Below are 17,836 nucleotides of genomic sequence, written 5' to 3' on the forward strand. Positions count from 1 at the left end.
TTATTGTCTCCTTGTAAAAGATTTAAAGAAAGATTGCTGAAAAAAAGTCACCCATCCCTCCCAGAACAAATGGAAGAACAACCCCGAATAACGGCTGTATTGTATATTGATCAAGCGGGGTAATCATCAAAATTAAAAAGATTAATACTCCATAAACTTCATATTGCGTCATCTTGGCCCGAATATTGGAAGGGGCCAAATCCTGAATAATCCGCCACCCATCCAAAGCTGGCAATGGAAGCAGATTAAAAATAAATAATATGATATTCAGCTGAATGAACATATCAAGAAATTGCCGGATAAAGTCAGGAAGCTGGCCAGACATGCCTGCCGCAGCAAGTCCATACCAGATAATAAAACCAAGACAGGCCAGCAGGAAATTGCTGAAGGGTCCTGCAAATGAAACCGCAACTCCGGCCAGTCGCGGATTCTTAAAATGGTGCCGATTCACCGGTACTGGCCTTGCCCAGCCAAACCCTGCAATCAAGAGCAGGATGGTTCCGACAGGGTCAAGATGATTAATTGGGTTTAAAGTTATTCTGCCCTGATTCTTCGCAGTTGGATCACCAAATTTATAGGCGACATAAGCATGCGAAAATTCATGGACTGTAAAAGCAATCAGCAGCGTTATGATGACATAAGGCAGCTGCTCCAATGAAAATGCTAAAAATTGTTCCAAACTGATTCTCCCCATTCTTTTTCTTACAATCAGTATACATCAAATGATTATGGATGTTAAAAACCAAGACACCTATCTTGCTTTTAGTTTAGCCATATGAAACACTATTAAAATAAGAATATGAAAGGAGGGTTTGCAGCATGCCTTATGTAACTGTGAAAATGCTTGAAGGCCGTTCAGAGGACCAGAAAAAAGCGCTGGTTGAGAAGGTAACAGAAGCTGTGGCAGAATCCACTGGAGCAACAAAAGACAAAGTGGTCGTTTTCATTGAAGAAATGTCTAAAAACCATTATGCAGTCGCTGGAAAGCGATTAAGCGACGAATAAAAAGAAATGCGCAAGCGCCCTGCTATATCTGTACTTGTTAGAAAGGTTAATACTCTTCTTATTCTAAAAAACCTTGCCTTCGAATATCTGAGGCAAGGTTTTTATCATTATAGGAAGTCTGGACAGCAATTATATTCTTTTTTTATTTTCACGGAATTAGTCGGCACAGCAGCGTTGATTATACCGTACATAACCATTACCTTTCCAGCCTCATCCTAAGCCGGTATGTTCACCTTACACAATCGCCGGTCCAGCTGCTTGCTGCAGCAGCCCCTTTTGCTTTAAGGAGTCAATATAGGCATGGGCGTCAGCCATTTCCTCAAGCGTGTAATTTTGCTTGCTTTTTAAGGTAAAGACCTTTTCGGCAATTTCCTCAGGCGGAAGATTGTCAAAGTACAGGACGGTTGAAACTAATTCCAGGAACCTTGCTGATTGCTGATTCATATCCAGCAGGCACTCATCAAGCGCTGGCATGCTTATTTCATGCAGGGATAGAAATTCCTTTCCGGATTCGGTAACAGAATAGCGGTACTGCCAATAGCCCGCCTTTTTTTCTTTGACTTCATCCAGGTATCCCATGTTACAAAGCTCTTCGATTCGAAGCGTCAGTTCTTCAGAATACGGGCCATAAAAATGGAATTGAAATTTTTCCTGAAACGGAAATGAGATTTTCTTGGCAATAAAAATAATTTTCTGCAGTTTTTTCCTTCCGACTATTTCCCCTGCTGAAAATATGGCATGTATAATTTTAGCATGATCCTTGAACAAGGCATGTCACTCCTCAACCTATAATAAAATCCAGGCACCAGCTTAATGGACATTGGTTCACATCTGCCGCATTCATTTGGCTGACTGCTTTCGCCAGACAGCAGTATTTGCTGACACAGCTGCTTTTTTCGGCAAAAAAACGGAATCATCAATATGTAATGGACCTTGGCCTATTCCAGCTCCAGCAGCTTTCTAATTTGTTTCTTGATATTCTTTTTTGAAGAATCATCCCAAAGTAGGTCTTCCGGAAAGTATAATTTATGGTCTGTTCTTCTTTTTCCGGAAATAGCATCAACAATTTCTGATTCTCTCGATAATTCTCTAATATCTCCATCCTTTTTTAACAGGTGGATTGGCAGCCGTTCTTCCTCTTCACCCGGCCGGTAAAAATCATAAGGCAAATCTGATGATGAATCCACTACCAGATAATAATCCGGGTTAATGCCAGCTTTTTTAAAAAGCTTATTCAGCTCCATCAGCTTGTTCATCTGATCGTTGGATGGGTGGAATTCTGCATATTTAAATAAGTTACGATTTACAAACCGCCTGCATAAATCCCGGAGAATCGCATCCTCTTCTTCTTCCCAGATTTGGAAATAATAGAACATAACGGCTTCATCCAGCTTTAAATAATCGCTTAATGACATATTTCCGGTAAGCATGGAGTAAAAGTGAACTGGTTCCTGCTTAAATGTATAGCCAGTTTCATGTAAATGCTTGGCTCGATGCAGGATTTTCGTAAGAATAACCTCCGCACTTCTTGTAACTGGATGGAAGTAGACCTGCCAATACATTTGATAGCGGCTCATAATATAGTCCTCTACCGCATGCATCCCGCTTTGCTTAATCACGGCCTGGTCCTCCCGCGGCCTCATGACTCGCAGGATTCTTTCCATATCAAAATGGCCATAGCTGACACCGGTAAAATAAGCATCCCGCTGGAGATAATCCATCCTGTCGGCATCGATTTGGCTCGAAATTAAGCTGACTACCAGCTTGTTCTTATACGTTTTGGCTATTACATCGGCTACTTTCTTCGGAAAATCCACACCAACCTGTCTCAGAACAGCATTAACTTCCGTATTCCCAACTACAATCTCCCGGGTAAAGTGCTCATGATCCAGATCAAATACTTTTTCAAACGAATGTGAGAATGGGCCATGCCCTAAATCATGAAGCAGGGCTGCACAAAGACATAGCAGCCGCTCCCCTTCATCCCATTCCGGCCGTCCTTTAAAGACATCGTCAATAATGCGGCGAACGATCTCATAGACACCAAGCGAGTGGTTAAGGCGGCTATGCTCGGCGCCGTGAAAGGTTAAATAAGTAGTTCCAAGCTGTTTAATCCTTCTAAGCCGCTGAAATTCCTTTGTTCCTATCAAATCCCAAATAACCCTGTCCCTCACATGAATATACCGATGGACTGGATCTTTAAATACTTTTTCTTCTTTAAGTTTTTCAGCGGAATATTCCATGGACTACCCTCATTTTCATTAAGGCTTTCTTAGCGGATAAGAACGTATAACTTTTTTAGCAAGTACAGATGTCTAGCTCCAGCGCCCAGCCCCGACGCACAGGATGTGCTAGTGCCGGCGGCGCCACAGGACGTGGCGTTTTTAGTCGGCCTCGAGTGTTGTAACCAAGTTCAGTTACAACCTTGGTCATAAGCCAATCACCTCGGAAGGCAAAAAGCGCCTTCTGTCAGTGCTTGTCTTATGCTTAGGCCCACAGGATGTGGGTCAGAACGGCGTTGCCCCAGGACGGGGCGAACTTAGCCGTTCATCCTTAGAAGGGATGTGCTGGCGTCGACGTTTGGCACAGGACAAGGAACGCTTCGGCAGCGATTCATCGCACGAAACAAAGCGACAGCTTTGTGAGGACGTGCCAGACTTTCGTCGACGTTCCTTTTGCCAGGGCGCTTCCGCTTTTCTAATTGTCTAGCTCCAGCGCCCAGCCCCTCGAGGTCATAAGCCAATCACCTCGGAAGGCAAAAAGCGCCTTCTGTCAGTGCTTGTCTTATGCTTGTCGGGGCTGACCAGGGCGCTTCCGCTTTTCTAATAGACTAGTATGCTTCCATTATAGCTTGATTAGCTGTTCCTTCGATAGGTTTGCCGCTAATTTTTTAACAGAGAACTCTATGGTAATTCTCTAAGTATTATTAAATATTTTTACCCTTATTTCTCAATTGAAAACAGTGCAATTGTTTCCGGGGAAAAGAAAAAATCACCCATCAAATATCTTCAAGGTGACTTATTGACCTGTGTCCTATTTAACCTTTTTCTCAACCTTTTCTATCAGCTCATCCTCTGTTGGAGCTGAAACCGGCCGGTTATTCACAAATGCAAACGACTTTTTTCTGCCGGGACCGCAATAGGACTGGCAGGCAATTTCAATACTCGCATCCGGATCAAGCTTTTCCAGTCTTGGAACAAGAGTTTTTATATTGGTAGCCTGGCAATCGTCGCATACTCTAAATTCATTTGGCATACTCAGGTCACCATCCTTCCTGTTTCATTTATTTAGATTAGCGTAAGTACTCATTAAATTTTTATCTGCTTCAGGAGAAAGGGATATCAATTTGCCCAAGTCTATCCTTACAAAAAAATCCTTTTAATTCATACGATGTATCGTTAGAAAATTATCTTTGTGAGCCTTTGAGCCTAAGGGGTATTTTACAGTGTCTGCCTCCCAATTTCAAGGCAGTTCACGTGAATCAGGGCTGTTTTCGAATTTATTTTGTTATTATTCGTATCCAAGCCCCCCCCTTTATTTATATGGACTTCGCGGCTTCTTTTTGTAAGCAGCAGTGACTTAAACAACCTAGTAATTACTCCCAAAAAGGCTTTAAAAGCAAATTAGTGAAACGATTTGGAAAAAAAACTATTATCCTTCTAAGTTTTTTGAATAAAACTTTACTATTTTGTACAAAATGATGACTAGAAGAAGCATGACATTATTCTTCATGCTTAATAAACCAACTAGCAAGCATCATTCAGCAACAGTCCGCCGCCATCAAGCGGCCCTCGTTTGAAAACTGCTGGATTTGCTGTTTGATGGTTAATAATCAATAGAAAGGGAGTAGGCAGGATGAAAGTTAGACAAGATGCCTGGACAGAGGAAGATGATTTGCTTTTAGCAGAAACGGTACTGCGCCACGTTCGTGAAGGAAGCACCCAGTTAAACGCATTTGAGGAGGTTGGCGATAAGCTGAACCGGACATCCGCAGCATGCGGATTCAGGTGGAACGCAGTGGTACGCCATAGCTATGATAAAGCTCTTGCACTAGCAAAAAAACAGCGCAAGCAGCGCCAGCGCATATTAGGGAAAGATCAGGGAGGAAAGAAAAAATTGCTATACTCCCCACCTGTTCCCACCATTCAGGATATAGGAATTTCACAGCCTATTGAAGAAGATTTAGAAACTATCAGTTATTCAGTATCAGTACCTGAGCAGGAAAATCAAATAGAGCTCGGTGAACTTATAGAATTCGAACAGGTTAAACAGCCCGTATATCGGGAAGAAAGCCTAACTATTGATGCAGTCATTGCCTTTTTACAATCGCTAAACGGCAGCACCCTTCATTCCGAGGTTTTAAAGTCAGAGAACGAAAGATTAAGGCTTGAAATCAAGGATTTAAAGCAGCAAAATCACGAACTAGAAAAGAAAGTTTCGCACCTTGAACAAAATTCAGTTATGATTCAGGAAGATTATGAAACATTAATGAAAATCATGAATCGGGCCAGAAAGCTTGTACTGCTGGATGAGGATGATCGCCCTGCGACAAAATTTAAAATGGACCGAAACGGCAATTTAGAGAAATTAGCTGAATAACATAGAATTGTGCCAGCGGAGACGGAGAGATGGCAACAGCTCTTAATCTTATAGTGAGGCTTTGTGAAAAAACACGACTCGATTAGCACTTAAAAAAGGCATTCCCATGATAATTCCAGTTGGATTATCGCTGGGATGCCTTTTTCTGCAGAAAGAGGCTGAGCTGAATACGAAATAACTAATTGAAACTAAAATTGAAAATCACTTAGAAACCTCACCCACACAGCTCTTTATTATGTCAGCATATTCTAACTGCTTATTTTTATTGTTTATTGCCCAAGAAAACTTATATATTTAGCTATATTCCAAAAAATAACAGAAAGAGACGGGCTTGCTTCTATTCTTCCAAAGCCATAAACACTTTCTCATTCCGTTCTGCTATTCTGGCAAAATAAGCATCGTAAACAGGGATTTCCTCTGGGGATAATGGAGATGAAAAAATTCGGCCGCTATATAGTTTTAAATTCTGCAAAAGCCGCAGCATTACATCCTCAATCCGCAGTTCTTCGTCCAGCAGTTCAGATAATGAGGCCATCACCTTAGGATTGATAGCTGGATAGGAAAATTTCGTTTCCGCATCACCCTTTGCCAGACTATAAAAGTCCCGGATCAAACCGGCTCGATCAGCCCCGCTGCCATTTACACAAAGATAAATTTGGACAGCTACTCCATTGCGGATGCGCCGCTGGGATATCCCGGCGAACTTTTTCCCCTCTATGCTTAAATCAAAACTTCCCGGGCAATAAGAACCTTCAATCTCATATGCGTCAATTCTTCTATTAAAATCCTGAAACATGACTCTGATCAGGCTCCACATTGCCTCATACCCACGGTTAATATCTATTTTCCTTTCCGTCTCCGGAAAAATAAGTGAAATATTTAAAACGCCTTCATCAAGCACCACGGCGAGACCGCCAGAATTTCTTACGATATAGTCATAGCCTTGATCCTTTAGGAATGCCAGTCCCTTTTCCAAAAAAGGAAGCTTGGTGTCCTGAATGCCAAGCACAACTGTTTTTGAATGTACCCAGGCTCTGGCAATGGCTGGAGACCTCCCACTGCCCGCTGAAAAACACAATGTATCATCCATTGCAAATGACTGGAGCGGATGAAACTGGGGACCAAGCGATGATTGGTCAATGATACGCCATTCTGGCTGATTCAATAAAGAAATCGAGTCGCCCATATGCAAGCTCCTTTAGCTGAAAAAATAATACTCATTATATCACAATCCTTTTGAAGCAAAAAAAGCTGGAAAGAGAGCTGCCCGCTCTTCCCAGCTCGGCCAGTCTGCAGCCAGACAAAAAGACAATCTCAGGAAAGATTGCCTCTGCTTTTTATAAAGATAAGAAAGTATAACTTTTTAACCATTACAGATGTCTAGCTCCAGCGCCCAGCGACTTTTTCCCGCAGGAAAAAAAGCCTCAATGCACAGGACAGGAACGCTACGGAAGCGATACATTGCTCGAAACAAAGCGTCAGCTTTGGGAGGACGTGCTAGTGCAGGCGGCGCCACAGGACGAAGGTTGTAACACAAATTTATTTACAACATTGGCGGTCTTAGCCGTTCTCCCTCTAACCAGGGCGCATGCGCTTTTCTTATTATCGCTGCAGCGCCTGTGCTGCTGTTATCAATGCGAGCTTATAAACATCTTCTGTATCGCAGCCCCTGGAAAGGTCATTCACAGGTCTGTTCAATCCTTGCAGTATTGGCCCGACCGCTTCAAAACCGCCTAAGCGCTGAGCTATTTTATAACCAATATTCCCTGCCTCCAGGCTTGGGAACACAAAAACATTCGCATCGCCTTGAAGCGGCGAATCAGGAGCTTTCTTTTGTGCCACGGAAGGAACGAATGCTGCATCGAATTGAAATTCACCGTCTACAATCAGCATGGGATCAAGCTCCTGTGCTGCCCTTACCGCTTCTGCAACCTTTTCAGTTTCCACTGACTTTGCCGATCCTTTTGTTGAGAAACTAAGCATAGCTACACGCGGTTCTATATCAAACATTCTCGCTGTTTTTGCACTTTCAATTGCAATCTCGGCCAGATCCTTGCTGTCAGGCGCAATATTGATGGCACAGTCAGCAAATACGTATCTTTCATCCTCGCGGACCATTATAAACGTTCCAGAAGTTTTGCGTACACCTTCCTTTGTTTTGATAATTTGCAGAGCCGGCCTTACTGTGTCTGCCGTTGAATGGGCAGCCCCGCTAACAAGGCCATCTGCTTTATTGGTGTAAACCAGCATGGTTCCAAAGTAATTCTCATCAAGAAGGATTTTTTTCGCTTCTTCCCCGGAAGACTTCCCTTTGCGGCGTTCTACAAAAGAAGCCGCTAATTCATCTAACATGATATAGTTTACCGGATCATAAATTTCGGCCCCGGCGACAGAAACGCCCAGGCTTTTTGCTTTGCTCTGAATTTGTTCAATATTGCCTATAAGGATAGGCGTCAGAACCTTCTCCTCTGCCAATCTTCCCGCAGCAGTAAGGATACGGTCGTCCAACCCTTCAGGAAAAACGATTTTTAAATTATGCCCGTAAACCTTATCCTTTAATGACGTAAATAAATCGGTCAAAATGTCTTCCTCCTTTTTGATAATGTCTAGCACCTGAGTGCTTTCGTTATTCTTAGAATACCCCTTACAAATCAATATTTCTATTGGTAGAGCCGGTGTCATCGCTTTCACTATTAAAATAATACAATTCAGAAATATACGAACCTTTAATATCGATAAACAGTCTCCGCTCTATAAAATGATTTCCTATTTTTTGGTGAATAAACCCACATTGAATAAACTTTTACAAATTTCTGACAACCTTTTGCAATAAGACAAAAAAGTTTCAAATTCGACATGAAAACGGTTATTTTAATGGGTCCAAAATTAGCACCAGAGTAAAACTATGATATAGTATGGGTATACTTACTTATATAGGAGTGATTGTCTTATGAGTGAAGCAGCACAAACTCTTGATGGCTGGTACTGTTTGCATGATTTCCGTACTGTAGATTGGACAACTTGGAAAATGCTTTCAAGTGACGAACGCCAAGCTGCCATTTCTGAATATATGAATTTACTTGAGAAATGGAATGTTACACAAAGCAAAAAAGAAGGAAGCCATGCGATTTATTCAATCGTTGGCCAAAAGGCAGACTTCATGATGATGATTGTCCGCCCAACAATGGAAGAATTAAATGAAATTGAAATGGAATTCAATAAAACTAAACTTGCTGAATTCACTATCCCGGCTCATTCTTATGTTTCGGTCGTGGAGCTGAGCAATTATCTGCCTGCTGGTCAGGATCCTTACGAGAGCCCAGAAATCCGGGCCCGACTATATCCAATCCTTCCTGCAGCAAAGCATGTTTGTTTCTATCCAATGGACAAGCGCCGCCAGGGCAATGATAACTGGTATATGCTTCCGATGGAAGACCGCCGCAACATGATGCGTTCTCACGGAATGATCGGACGCCAGTATGCAGGAAAAGTAAAACAAATCATCACCGGTTCTGTCGGCTTTGATGATTACGAATGGGGCGTAACTTTGTTCTCTGATGACGTCCTTCAATTTAAAAAGCTCGTATATGAAATGCGTTTTGATGAAGTCAGCGCTCGCTACGGTGAATTTGGCTCATTCTTTGTAGGCAATATTCTGCCACAGGAACGTATTGGAGCATTCCTTCACGTTTAATATTAGAAATTCTACAGCACCCTGTCTAAAAACGGCAGGGTGTTTTTGTTTATTTGACTTAAAACAGTTGTGAAATTGCCATACGTAAACCGTTTACACAGCCAAGGGAATTTTTATTTTGATAATAGCGTATATTTCAGAACAGCTTTTTATTTGAATGCAGGGACATGCTAATTTGTAAAAACCCTGACATAAATACTCTTTGCCCTCCATACATATTGAACAGTGAGTATCTTTTTATTTTCTATTTCTGATCTATGGAGGGAAAAATATGAATCAAAATAATCCTAATCAGTATAATTATGGCTTTCCTTATTATCCGTACGACAGCCCGTATGGGCGTCAGGAGGGAGAATTCGCTCAACCGGGGGGGTACCCTCCTCAAGGACAATTCCAGCAATTTGTGCCTACACCTGATATGCAGAGCCTTCCTGGGTCTCAGGCAGCAGGTCCTCAACCCGGTCTTGGAATGCAAGTTCCTGGAGCGGGGATGCAGGCTATGGGAATGCAAGCTCCTGGAGCAGGCATGCAGGCTATGGGGATGGGAGGGCAGGCTCCAGGACAGCTTCCTGCTGAAGAGTCTTATATTGAAAATATCCTAAGATTAAACCGAGGGAAGCTTGCCACTGTTTATATGACTTTTGAAGGCAGACGTGATGGAGAAAACACCTTAACCTTTAGGGGGATTATTGAGGCCGCTGGACGTGACCATATCATTCTCAGCGATCCGCAAACCGGCATGCGCTATTTGCTGCTTATGGTCTACCTGGATTATGTTACATTTGAAGAAGAAATTGAATACGAATATCCATACGGTGCCGGCGGTATGGCAGTTTACCCACCTAGATAACGGTAACATGATTGTGCAGACTGCGGATACTGCGGACATTTTTAAAAGAACCTACAGCAGCGGATTTTTACAATGGTGAAAATCCGCGGCTTTTTTTATTTCATGGAAATATATGAAAAAATATTAGAGTTAGCTAAATACCTTTACGACCTTATTTTATTGTGGAGAGGAGCAATATCAGGATTGAAGAATACACATAACCAAAAGGAAGCAAATCTGCTGAATTCCCTCTTCCGTTTTATATGTGTTTCTCTAAGTATTCTTTTTTTCGTCTATTCATTAGAAATGATCTTGGATATGACTGTATCCTTTTACAACTTAGGCTATGAATTAGGCAGAAGATAAGATTTAAACCTTATTTATCTACATAAAAAAGCAGAGCTAATAATTGCTCTGCCTTATCTTATTATTTGGTATTAAAATTTATAAATACTTATTTACAGCCAGGATCAGGAGGACCCAAGCTGCTAAAAAGGAAACTCCTCCGATTGGCGTAATGGCTCCAAGCACCCTGATCTGCGTAACACTTAATATGTATAAACTACCAGAAAAAATCAGGATCCCTGCAAACATAAGCCATCCTGACCACGAGATCAGCAAGTTGGCACCCATCTTCCCAAAGATAATTCCGACTGCCAATAAACCGCCGGCATGAAACATCTGATAGGTTACTGCCTTTTCCCATATAGTTAAGTACTTATCCGGGATTTTCCCTTCAAGCCCATGGGCACCGAATGCTCCTAACGCAACTGCAAGGAAAGCATTGACAGCTCCCAGGATGATAAATAGCTTCATTTATATCGCTCCTCTCAATCCATTAAAAATCAAATAAAGATTCACCATTTGCTTCATCCATCTTAGCAGGTTTTCCCTGTGGAAGCGAAGAAACTGAACGGGCACTCTCCTGCTGTATGACTGGTGATTGCGCAGCAGGCACAAACCTTTCTCCATAAATACCGGCTGGTGTTGTCTCCGGTTCGTCGAGAATAATATCGCATAAAGCCTGAACAGCAATAATATAGCCATTTAATTTTTCTTTACTTTCTGCAGATCTGGCTTTTTTCACAAGCTCTTCCATCTTCAATAAAACGCTATTCGATGCTATTTCCATTTCTTCACCCCCTTAGTTCTTTCGTGGCGTATTATATGTATCAGGCTAATTGTAAAGCTTTTTTAAACCGGTCAGCTGCTTCTCTGAGCCAAAAACAAGCAGTGTATCATCTATTCGCAGCAATTCCTCTGGCATAGGATTGCTGATCATATTTCCGTTTCTGATGATGGCAACGACAGTGACGCCATATGCCTTCCGTATATTATGTTCCCGTATGCTTTTATTAACAAATGCTGATTTCATACTTAAACTGAATTCTTCTATTCCAAACTCCTTTTTCCGGAATTCAGCATTATATCAACATATCATATTCAACACTTAAAGGCTTTAACAAGGATAAAACCAGCTGCTTGCCGCCAATTGAAGAAGGATTGAAAACCTTTGATGCCCCGCTTTTTTTAGCTTTTCTTCCTACTGGATCCTCTCGGAGCGGGCAACCACGTGGATGTTTGGTTTATTCCTTTTGCAGTAAGTGTAACAAATACATTATATGCATCCTCGGAAAGTCTGGAAACAAGCCCGGAAGCTTTTTCGATTCCAGCCTCAATAAGCGTCTGGTATTCAGTAGCATCACCAATTAAAAAAAATATATTTTTTTTGGCGGATTTTCAGGAACCCTGTCTATATCATTTTCAAGTATTATCGCAGGAATCTCCTTATACGCCAATTGCTCTGCTGCCTGCTCCCCCACTCTTCCATAACGCACAAAATAATATGATCTGCAGCCTTGAAATCTATCTCTCCTAATCTTACTGTCTTTGACAATTCTCCTCCGAGCATCAGTGTACTAATCGCACCGATTGCATACTATCCCTATTCCGGTTGAGCTTATTACAAGAGCAAAAAGCCTCCCCGGTTTTGTTTGCGGGACCGCATCACCATATCCGACGGTAAGTACAGTAATATCATAGTAAGCTAAAGAGAATTAAAAAATTCTAGCCTCTCAAAGATAATAAAGCAGCCGTACCCAGAATAATCACAACCGCCATGCTAATTACCGCATTGTAGACGAGTTTATAGGTTTCATATCGAAATATACCCATCTCTCTATCCCATCAAGTCAAATTTTACACAAAAAGCTATTTTGCATCGAATTTTAGACACGGGCGTCCCGAGGATCGCAGCACTTCCAGAGAAGGGAGTCTGGCGGTCTTAAACTGAAAGGCGCGGCATCCCTTTGGAAATTTCGGATCCCATGTGACATAATAATGCCTGCACTTCATGCAGTTAATTCGTTTTTGATCCATTATATGCTTCCTTTATATTTAATAGGCAGAACAGCAGCTTGTCTTGTCAAAGTATAATGTTTCATGTGAAACATTGTCGAAAGCTGGAAAGCATCTTCCATAAAATTCTGCTGCTATCTGCGGCCTTTATGCACTAAACGGAAATTTTCGGGAGTTGCCAATCAATTTTACCCCAGCCATTCTTCTCAAGAAATTGATTCGCTTTCGAAAATGGACGGCTTCCAAAAAAACCTCTGCTCGCTGAAAGCGGGCTTGGATGGGCGGAAGTAAGAATTAAATGTTTATTATGGTCAATGAGCGGAATTTTACTTTGGGCCGGTTTGCCCCACAATAGGAAAACCATAGGTTTCTCCCGCTCGCTAAGCTTTGATATCACCTTATCCGTGAATATTTCCCAGCCCTTTCCCTGATGCGAATGAGCCTTTCCCTCTCTTACAGTCAATACAGTATTCAGGAGCAAAACTCCCTGATCCGCCCATTTTGCCAGGTAGCCATTGTCCGGAATTCTGCAGCCAAGATCAGTGTTAAGTTCTTTATAGATATTCCGTAAGGATGGCGGCACTGCAACACCTTTTTTAACTGAAAAACTTAAACCATGGGCCTGGTTTGGACCATGATAGGGATCCTGTCCAAGAATGACTACCTTTACTTTTTCATATGGAGTGTATTGAAGGGCATTAAAAATATCTTCTTTATCCGGATGTATAATCTGGCTGCTGTATTCCTCTTTAAGAAATTCTCTCAGTTTTAAATAATAGGGACTGGAAAATTCTTCTGCCAGCAGAGGTGCCCAGTCATTCTTCAATATTTCAGCGATCATATAGGTTCCTCCTTTAAGTTTAGCAACTTCTGCCTGCTTCGCCCACCTCTGAACTAAGAAGGACTTGTCACTTTGTAACTAATACCCGAAATCCTCATATTCCAAATCTATTTATTGGATGTTTCCATTCCCGGCAAACAAGGGAATAGATAAAAAGCAAGTTAGCATCTTCAATCATCGAATATCTACAAATCTATTATAATCATAAAATCCTGCATATGCATCGGGTTTCATATTGAAATGGTGGTGTCATAATTGAGTAAATTCCGGCTCTGGATTCAAAGAAAACGTGTGTATATTCCATCACTATTCGTTATTTTCATGACTTTCGTAATGGCCTATCATAGCTACAAGCCTCTGCCTGAGGGGGTGTCCATGGATGGTGAGGTTCGATATCCCCAAAACATTGAATTCTTGTACGACTTAACTTACAAGCAGCCTAATGGCGAGATAAAAAGTGAACAGCACATTTTCCCGTCTATTTATAAAGCAATAGAGGATGCTGAGTCCTTTATCGTTTTGGATATGTTTTTATTCAACGGCTACTATGATGAAAATCGAAACTTTCCAAAAATCAGCCAAAAACTGACCGATAAGCTCATCCAGCAAAAAAAGAAACATCCCGACATGAAGATTATCTTCATTACGGATGAAATTAACACAACTTATGGCTCACACCCTGCCAAAGAAATAGAAGAGCTCAAAAAAAATAAGATTGAGGTCGTCGAGACCAACCTGGAACGCCTTCGAGACCCGAACCCTCTTTATTCAGCTGTCTGGAGGTCATTCATACAATGGTTTGGTGAGAAAGGCAGCGGTTGGGTACGTAACCCCTTTGCAGAAACGGCTCCAAAAGTAACAGTACGGTCGTATCTCAGGCTTCTCAATATTAAGGCCAATCACAGAAAGGTAGTCGCTACAGAAAAAACGACGATCGTCTCTTCTGCAAATCCTCATGATGCAAGCGGATTCCACTCGAATATAGCTTTCTCTATGGACGGGAACATCATTGGCGATTCTGTAAAATCTGAACAAGCTGTCAGCCATTTTTCAAAAGGGACAGATAAATTTCCAGCTTTTAAACAGACAAGAGAGAAAAAGAGTCCGATATCAGCACAGCTGATAACGGAGGGGAAAATTAAAACCCATGTGGTGAATGAAGTAAAAGCAGCGAAAAATGGCGATACCATTTGGATCGGAATGTTTTATATTGCCGACCGCGATGTTGTAAATGCAATAACGGAAGCAGCGAAGCGTGGTGTCGTCATTAATATGGTTCTGGACCCTAATCAAAATGCCTTTGGCAATGAGAAAAACGGCTTGCCAAACCTTCCCGTTGCGGCAGAAATAGAAGAGATCGGGGAACAGAATATAACGATCCGTTGGTACAAAACGGGGAAAGAGCAGTTCCACACTAAACTTATGATGATTAAAAAACATGATAAAAGTATTATCATTGGCGGATCGGCCAACTATACAAGCCGCAATCTCGATGACTTTAACCTAGAATCGAACGTTATAATCACAGCTCCAGTCGACGCTCCTATTTCAAAGGATGTGGAGGCCTATTTCAAGCGTATCTGGAATAACCAAAACGGCAGCTATACTGCCGAATATAAAGAACACCAGGACAAGCTACCTTGGCTAAAATACATCGTGTACCGGATACAGAAAGTATTGCGATTCACGACTTATTAATTTGTCGGGTGTAGGAATTCATTTAATTGCAGGAGATTTTTTCTATGTAGGTAACGGTATCTGGCAGCCTTTCCCGTTGTCTCGGAGGAGGACCTCTTATACGATTTTGATCAAATCTTGATGATGGAACTAACCAGGTATTAGTAAATTAGATGTTTTACAAGACGATACTTTGGTTAAATAAATAGAGTAGCTGATCAGCATTTAAAATTAAATTTTAATTTTCAAGGAGGAATGTATCAATGAGACAAATAGAAGTAGTAGAAAACGGCCTTCAGGCAAAAGAAAAGATGGACATGCTATTGATGTCTGGCTTTACGAAAGACGATATTTATCTGTTCGCCCATGACAAAAACCGCTCAGAGCATCTAACAGAAAACACAGATACCAGCGGCACCGGCATGAAGGAACAAGGTTTTTTCAGCTCTGTAGGCAACCTCTTCCGTTCCCGCGGAGATGAACTCCGCTCGAAAATGCAATCTCTCGGACTATCAGAATCAGAAGCAGACGCCTATGAAAAAATGCTGGACGAAGGAAAAGTAGTTATGATTGCCAGTAAGAAGACAGTATAAATATTTGATTGGATAGACCCACCCCGGCTGGATGTGAGCTGGGGTGGGTTTTATTTTATATCGATCTGCTAGTCGAACAAAGTTAACTTATATTTCTTATCTTTAAAATTACCTGAGGAACCCTGTCTTAATGAGGTTAATATTTTAGTTGCAACTGACATGGAGGGTAGATGGAGAAATTGCCGCAATTGTTTATTTGTAATGGCCTTTCCTATTAGTAAGGAGTAATCTAGCATTGCAGCCATGTGAGCATTTTACGAAATGGAATTACAATATGAACAGAGCCAGCCTCCTCTCTTCCTTTTCATCGGAAGCCGGAGACACTCCGGACAATGAACACCAGTGAGGATTTCAGATTTTTGTATTTGAAATTGCTGGAGGACATCCGGATTAAACGAGGTATGCAGTTTTATCAGCTGCCGAATGAGGGATTTCATTTCCTTTAATGTGATTTTTTCATTGGGGCAATTGTCATCATAAATTTTAATTTTCTCAGGGAGCAATGCAGTATGAACTACTTTTTGTTTTATGATACAGTTTTTACGGTCTGTTTTGATTTGAGTGGCAGGATTGATGATTACAATTAGAGAAAAGATCGGTATGTTTGGAAACTTGTTTTTTCGGAGCCATAATTCAAGCTGTCTTTGCTGGCGGTCTATTTGTATGATAGGGTCTGGAAACGCCTCTTCATTCCCATTCGCTGTGCGGATAAGCTGATGAAATGTCTGATCAAAGAAAATAGTTCCTGCAATATTTTTTGCTTCCAAAATTAAAAGATAATTTTGCAAAACCATCAAAGTGTCTAACTGGAAGAAGCTGTCTTCACTATGTAAAAGCCTGAGATCATGAAGAATGTTGTACTTCTGATCAGAAAAAGAATTCAATTCCTTATCTAGCGACTTCTCCCCTCTGTACCCAGCTTTCCTCTTTTTTAATTCCTTTTCAATTCTTGGTCGTTTGCTATGGTTAGAAGGCAGCCTCCTCAATAATGCCTCAAGTTTTTGTACTTTTAATGGAATTTCCCGTTCCTTTTTTATTTATCAAAGTTTCGCACCTCCTCTCTTTTTTCATTTGATTTCTAAGTTTAAGGCTGGATTTCCTGCCTATTACTTAAACTCTTTTAACTAAATCAGGATTTACTCGCCAAAATCCGACTTTTACTAGCCAATTCACTTAACTTCCCTCTAACACCAGTAAAAAACCCCGCCGCAGCGGGGTCATCCTAATATTCTCTGATAAAGTGTTTTGGCGTGGGCTTCGTCCTTTGTTCCGTGTACTAGTGCGCGGCCGTCCTGGAAGATGACCATGCGCTGCCCATTCTGTTCGATTGAGGCAAGAAATGGATTGGCCTTGACGGTGTAGCCGCTGTTTGCCAGGTCATCAGAAAGTTTCTGGAGATTCAGCTTCAACGGCTGCGGAGGACGCACCTGTACGGTATCGCGGCCGCATAAGACAGCTGTTTTCGTTGCATTTTCCAGCGTAAGGAAAGGAAAAACAGGTGCCTCGCCGCAGGAAAGGCAATCCTTTTTCTTTGCGCGGGAAATTTTCATGCTTTGGTATTGGTTCCGCCATACATCGAATGTTACAAAGCTTGGGCGGACGGCGTCCCAATCTTCCGCCAATATTTTTAGCGCTTCAGCCGATTGATGGGCAACTGTCATTGTTACAGCTGGCGAAATAATTCCACCTGTGTCACAGGTCATCCCCTGAATCGGGATCGTCCGCAATAAGCAATTTAAGCAGGGAGTAATTCCGGGAAGGATTGTCAGGCTCATTCCTACACTGCCGACGCAGGCTCCGTAAATCCAAGGAATTCGATGCTTCTGCGACAAGTCATTGATGACCATCCTGGTTTCAAAGTTATCCGTGGCATCCATGATTAAATCTGCATCACTCATAAGCTGCTCAAGAGTAACAGCCGTGCCGTCCATTACAACTGCATGGACCTCCACTTCACTATTTATTCCCTGCAAATGTCTTTTGGCTGCTTCCGCTTTGGGCCATTTTCCTTGAACGTCTGCCTCGGTATAAAGCTGCTGACGCTGAAGATTGCTTTCCTCCACATAATCCCGGTCCACAATCGTCAGCCGGCCCACTCCGGCACGTGTTAAAAACTCAGCATTGGCAGAACCGAGGGCGCCTGCACCGACCAATAAAACGTGCTTGCTCCTGATTTTCTCCTGGCCGGCTTCCCCAATAGGCGGGAATAGTGTTTGCCGTGAGTAGCGTTCATCCATGGC

At 42.0% G+C, this 17,836-nt stretch carries 20 protein-coding genes; 6 read left to right on the plus strand and 14 right to left on the minus strand.

Annotated elements, in window-relative coordinates:
* Positions 1–22 precede the first annotated feature (22 nt).
* Complete coding sequence (locus tag CVD28_RS06835; protein ID WP_101591628.1) at positions 23–679, minus strand: site-2 protease family protein; 657 nt, start codon at positions 677–679, stop codon at positions 23–25.
* Between the two features lie 140 nt (positions 680–819).
* Here CVD28_RS06835 and CVD28_RS06840 point away from each other — a divergent pair, with 140 nt between their 5' ends.
* On the plus strand, positions 820–1,005 hold the full coding sequence (locus tag CVD28_RS06840) for a 2-hydroxymuconate tautomerase (RefSeq protein WP_101591629.1): 186 nt from the start codon (positions 820–822) through the stop codon (positions 1,003–1,005).
* Between the two features lie 234 nt (positions 1,006–1,239).
* Here the strand turns inward: CVD28_RS06840 and CVD28_RS06845 are convergent, their stop codons facing one another.
* The 3 genes from CVD28_RS06845 to CVD28_RS06855 all read right to left on the minus strand — a co-directional run bounded on the left by CVD28_RS06845 (position 1,240) and on the right by CVD28_RS06855 (position 4,260).
* A complete protein-coding gene (locus CVD28_RS06845; RefSeq protein ID WP_101591630.1) occupies positions 1,240–1,773 on the minus strand; it encodes a YwgA family protein in 534 nt (177 codons plus the stop codon).
* A gap of 170 nt (positions 1,774–1,943) precedes the next feature.
* On the minus strand, positions 1,944–3,248 hold the full coding sequence (locus CVD28_RS06850; RefSeq protein ID WP_101591631.1) for an HD domain-containing protein: 1,305 nt from the start codon (positions 3,246–3,248) through the stop codon (positions 1,944–1,946).
* 790 nt (positions 3,249–4,038) lie between these two features.
* Entirely contained in the window at positions 4,039–4,260 is a 222-nt protein-coding gene (locus CVD28_RS06855; RefSeq protein WP_101591632.1) for a DUF1450 domain-containing protein, read from the minus strand.
* A 600-nt stretch (positions 4,261–4,860) separates the two neighbouring features.
* On the opposite strand from CVD28_RS06855, the gene CVD28_RS06860 reads away from it, so the two are divergent.
* Positions 4,861–5,604 carry an RsfA family transcriptional regulator gene (locus CVD28_RS06860; RefSeq protein WP_101591633.1) on the plus strand — a complete coding sequence of 248 codons (744 nt, stop codon included), beginning with the start codon at positions 4,861–4,863 and terminating at the stop codon, positions 5,602–5,604.
* A gap of 337 nt (positions 5,605–5,941) precedes the next feature.
* On the opposite strand, the gene CVD28_RS06865 is transcribed toward CVD28_RS06860, so the two are convergent.
* Both CVD28_RS06865 and pta read right to left on the minus strand, forming a co-directional pair.
* On the minus strand, positions 5,942–6,790 hold the full coding sequence (locus CVD28_RS06865; protein WP_101591634.1) for a lipoate--protein ligase family protein: 849 nt from the start codon (positions 6,788–6,790) through the stop codon (positions 5,942–5,944).
* A gap of 416 nt (positions 6,791–7,206) precedes the next feature.
* Positions 7,207–8,184 carry a phosphate acetyltransferase gene (gene pta / locus CVD28_RS06870; RefSeq protein ID WP_101591635.1) on the minus strand — a complete coding sequence of 326 codons (978 nt, stop codon included), beginning with the start codon at positions 8,182–8,184 and terminating at the stop codon, positions 7,207–7,209.
* A 370-nt stretch (positions 8,185–8,554) separates the two neighbouring features.
* Here pta and hemQ point away from each other — a divergent pair, with 370 nt between their 5' ends.
* Positions 8,555–9,298, plus strand: coding sequence for a hydrogen peroxide-dependent heme synthase (gene hemQ, locus CVD28_RS06875; RefSeq protein ID WP_101591636.1), 744 nt, complete (start codon positions 8,555–8,557; stop codon positions 9,296–9,298).
* 271 nt (positions 9,299–9,569) lie between these two features.
* Complete coding sequence (gene gerQ / locus CVD28_RS06880) at positions 9,570–10,148, plus strand: spore coat protein GerQ (protein WP_257985782.1); 579 nt, start codon at positions 9,570–9,572, stop codon at positions 10,146–10,148.
* 423 nt (positions 10,149–10,571) lie between these two features.
* On the opposite strand, the gene CVD28_RS06890 is transcribed toward gerQ, so the two are convergent.
* The 6 genes from CVD28_RS06890 to CVD28_RS06920 form a co-directional block, all read right to left on the minus strand.
* Positions 10,572–10,943: a DUF423 domain-containing protein gene (locus CVD28_RS06890; protein ID WP_101591638.1), complete on the minus strand. Its 372-nt coding sequence runs from the start codon at positions 10,941–10,943 to the stop codon at positions 10,572–10,574.
* A gap of 22 nt (positions 10,944–10,965) precedes the next feature.
* Positions 10,966–11,259, minus strand: coding sequence for a YwdI family protein (locus CVD28_RS06895; RefSeq protein ID WP_101591639.1), 294 nt, complete (start codon positions 11,257–11,259; stop codon positions 10,966–10,968).
* 45 nt (positions 11,260–11,304) lie between these two features.
* Positions 11,305–11,523: a cation:proton antiporter regulatory subunit gene (locus CVD28_RS06900; RefSeq protein ID WP_257985791.1), complete on the minus strand. Its 219-nt coding sequence runs from the start codon at positions 11,521–11,523 to the stop codon at positions 11,305–11,307.
* 134 nt (positions 11,524–11,657) lie between these two features.
* Positions 11,658–11,849, minus strand: coding sequence for an NAD-binding protein (locus CVD28_RS29220; RefSeq protein WP_101591739.1), 192 nt, complete (start codon positions 11,847–11,849; stop codon positions 11,658–11,660).
* Between the two features lie 197 nt (positions 11,850–12,046).
* The gene (locus tag CVD28_RS29225; protein ID WP_101591740.1) at positions 12,047–12,163 is read right to left on the minus strand and encodes a potassium channel family protein; all 117 of its coding nucleotides are present in this window, start codon (positions 12,161–12,163) and stop codon (positions 12,047–12,049) included.
* Between the two features lie 476 nt (positions 12,164–12,639).
* A complete protein-coding gene (locus tag CVD28_RS06920) occupies positions 12,640–13,326 on the minus strand; it encodes a uracil-DNA glycosylase (RefSeq protein WP_180954022.1) in 687 nt (228 codons plus the stop codon).
* 255 nt (positions 13,327–13,581) lie between these two features.
* Between CVD28_RS06920 and CVD28_RS06925 the strand changes: the two genes are divergently transcribed.
* Positions 13,582–15,024 (plus strand): phospholipase D family protein, encoded by a 1,443-nt coding sequence (locus CVD28_RS06925; RefSeq protein ID WP_257985783.1) that lies wholly within the window; start codon positions 13,582–13,584, stop codon positions 15,022–15,024.
* Between the two features lie 242 nt (positions 15,025–15,266).
* Positions 15,267–15,596, plus strand: a complete 330-nt coding sequence (locus CVD28_RS06930) for a general stress protein (protein ID WP_101591642.1) — start codon at positions 15,267–15,269, stop codon at positions 15,594–15,596.
* A 254-nt stretch (positions 15,597–15,850) separates the two neighbouring features.
* On the opposite strand, the gene CVD28_RS06935 is transcribed toward CVD28_RS06930, so the two are convergent.
* Positions 15,851–16,582: a nuclease-related domain-containing protein gene (locus CVD28_RS06935; RefSeq protein ID WP_180954024.1), complete on the minus strand. Its 732-nt coding sequence runs from the start codon at positions 16,580–16,582 to the stop codon at positions 15,851–15,853.
* Positions 16,583–16,813: 231 nt separating this feature from the next.
* Positions 16,814–17,833, minus strand: a complete 1,020-nt coding sequence (locus CVD28_RS06940) for a MoeB/ThiF family adenylyltransferase (RefSeq protein WP_101591644.1) — start codon at positions 17,831–17,833, stop codon at positions 16,814–16,816.
* Between the last annotated feature and the right edge of the window lie 3 nt (positions 17,834–17,836).

The sequence above is a fragment of the Bacillus sp. M6-12 genome (assembly GCF_002860285.1).
Taxonomy (GTDB): domain Bacteria; phylum Bacillota; class Bacilli; order Bacillales; family DSM-1321; genus Peribacillus.